The 3,034-nt window shown below is 49.1% G+C and carries 3 protein-coding genes; all 3 read left to right on the top strand.

All coding sequences use genetic code 11. The features are described 5' to 3' along the window. On the top strand, positions 1-389 hold a 389-nt coding region (locus JX312_RS11355; protein WP_239653900.1), incomplete at its 5' end, for a DUF6089 family protein. A 29-nt stretch (positions 390-418) separates the two neighbouring features. Beyond that, positions 419-1,180 carry an isoprenyl transferase gene (locus JX312_RS11350; RefSeq protein ID WP_204458072.1) on the top strand — a complete coding sequence of 254 codons (762 nt, stop codon included), beginning with the start codon at positions 419-421 and terminating at the stop codon, positions 1,178-1,180. 47 nt (positions 1,181-1,227) lie between these two features. Further along, positions 1,228-3,034: outer membrane protein assembly factor (locus tag JX312_RS11345; RefSeq protein ID WP_204458071.1), on the top strand; the 1,807-nt coding region annotated here is incomplete at its 3' end.

Here is a 3,034-nt window from a genome sequence, read left to right as displayed (position 1 = left end):
CTACTACTTTCTACGAGTTGGGAGAAATGGTGGAATTTAACTTTTTCAATTACGGCATGGGCGAGACCTACCGCAAATTGAAACGCATATCTCCTTATATTGCTGCAGGCATCGGAATGACAGTATGGAGCATAGATGGCAAAACCGGAGCCGCATTCAATATCCCGCTCGGCGTAGGCTTGAAATACAAGCTTTCGCAACGCTGGAACATAGGCTTTGAGTTTCTGATGAAAAAGACATTCTCGGATCGCCTTGACGGCGAACAGCTCAAAGACCCCTATGGCATAAAGAGTTCGTTCATGAAGAATACCGACTGGTATTCTACCATGAGCCTTACGATTAGTTACGAGTTTAGCAAACGTTGCGCAGTGTGCAACTATAAAGACTGAATATCCCGTGTCAACGGGGAACCGACATTATGGAGGAAATAGAGAAGAAACTGAAAATGCTTGACCCTGCGCGTCTTCCCGGACACGTGGCAATCATCATGGACGGAAACGGGCGTTGGGCGCGCAAGCGTGCAATGGAGCGCAGCGACGGCCACGCAGAAGGCGTGAACAGTGTTAACCGCATAACCCGTTTCTCTTCAGACCTTGGCATCAAATATCTGACTCTCTATGCTTTCTCCACCGAAAACTGGAACAGACCGCAGGCTGAAGTGGACACTCTGATGCACCTCATCGGATGGACAATCCGACAGGAGACACCTGAACTGAAAGCTAACAACGTGAAGATTCATATTCTCGGAGAAACAGACCGCCTTCCAAAGGAAGTAAGGGAAAGTCTTCTTCAGGGCGTACGCGAAACCGAGAACTGCACAGGTCTGAACCTCCNGCTATGCCTCAGCTACTCATCGCGATGGGAACTCACACAGGCGGCACGCCGTATCGCAACACAAGTAAAAAACGGAGAAACCTCCGTTGATGACATCTGTGAGCAGACAATATGCGACACACTCTCCACCGCCTCGATACCTGACCCGGATCTTCTTATACGCACAGGTGGCGAGCAGCGTATATCCAACTTTCTGCTCTGGCAGATCGCCTACAGCGAACTATATTTCACAGATATTCTCTGGCCTGATTTCGACAACAACGCCTACCTCGATGCCCTGATCGACTATCAGGGAAGGGAAAGACGCTTCGGAAAGACATCAGACCAAGTGAAATCCTCAATATAATTAAACTATAAAAAATTACGATGATTTTTCGATTCCTTCGAACATATATGAAACATCTGAAAAAGACACTGGTAGTTCTTCTGTGCCTCGGCATTTCCGCCGGTGCCAGCGCCCTTGACATCAAACCGGCATCAGCCGTCGATACTGTCTTCAATCCCGACATCGTATATTCTCCGATTCCTAAGACTTATGAAATCGCCGACATACGCGTTTCCGGCGTACCCTCGTCCGATGACTATCTTATCATTGGTTATTCAGGTCTGTCGGTAGGCGACCGAATCGATATTCCCGGCGAAGACATCACCGGAGCCGTAAAAAGATTCTGGAGACAGGGTCTGTATTCAAAGGTGCAGATCAATGTCGACAAGATCGCAGGTGACAAGGTGTGGCTTGAAATTGCACTTGAGCAGCAGCCCCGCATGTCGAATATGACATTCACAGGGGTGAAAAGCGGTGAAAAGAAAGACATCGAACAGCGCCTCGGCATGGTGTCGGGTCAACAGCTGACACCCAATATCATCTCGCAGGCAAAGAAAATCATCGAAGACTATTATGCGAAAAAAGGTTTCAAGAACGCTGCGATAAAAATAACCCAACAGCCTGACCTTTCAAAAGAGAATCATGTGATTCTCAACGTGGATGTGAATAAAAACAGCAAGGTTAAGGTACACAAGATTTATATCGACGGCAACGAAGTGCTCTCTGACCGCAAGCTCAAGCGGACAATGAAAAAGACAAACGAGAACAGCGACCTGCTGAAGCTTTTCAGCCAGAAAAAGTTCGTTGACCGCGATTTTGCCGATGACCGCACAAGAATTATTGACAAATATAACGAACTCGGTTATCGCGATGCGAAGATCACGCATGACAGCGTGGCTAAATACGATGACAAATCTGTAGACGTGTTCCTGACTGTTGACGAAGGAAAGAAATACTACATCAGCGACATAGAATGGGTCGGCAACACAGTCTACCCCACAGAGACCCTTAACGCCTATTTGGGAATGTACCCCGGAGAGACATACAACCAGAAGATGCTCAAAAAGCGCCTCAGCGAAGATGAGGACGCAGTGTCGAGCCTTTATACAGACCATGGTTACCTCTTCTCCACCATCATACCGATCGAAGAACAGGTTCACGGTGACAGCATCGCACTCCAGATGCGCGTCATCGAAGGTCCTCAGGCACGCATCAACAAAGTGATCATCAACGGTAACGACCAGCTTTACGAGAAAGTCATACGCCGCGAGCTGCGCGTTAGACCCGGCGACCTTTTCTCACGCGCCGAGCTAATGCGTTCAGCCCGTGAGATAGCGGCGAGCGGACATTTTGATCCCGAGACAATGGGCATCAACCCGCAGCCCGATGAAGCCAACGGAACAGTAGACATTGTGTTCGACCTTGAATCCAAAGCCAACGACAAGGTGCAGCTTTCATTCGGCTGGGGACAGACCGGCGTGACAGGACAGGTGGCGCTTTCATTCTCCAACTTCTCGATGAAGAATCTCTTCAACCCCGGAGCATACAAAGGCATCATTCCGCGTGGCGACGGTCAGACATTCTCTATTTCCGCCCAGACCAACGCCAAATACTATCAGAGCTACAACATATCGTTCTTCGATCCCTGGCTCGGCGGAAACAGACCCAACTCACTCTCTGTCTCGCTTGACTACAGCCGCTCAACCGGTATCAACTCAAGCTTCTACAACGACAACTGGGCAAACGCTTTTCAAAATGCGATTTATAACCAGTATACATACAACACCAACTACTCCCAGTATGCCATCCAGGACGCATACGACCCCAACAAAGTGCTCCAGCTCGCCGGCGTCAGCCTTGGCTTCGGAACACGTC

This window comes from Barnesiella sp. CU968 (assembly GCF_905219685.1).
GTDB classification, from domain to species: Bacteria; Bacteroidota; Bacteroidia; order Bacteroidales; family Muribaculaceae; genus Lepagella; species Lepagella muris_A.
The sequence above is the reverse complement of the archived record's forward strand: the minus strand, read 5'-3'. Positions and strand labels throughout refer to the sequence as shown.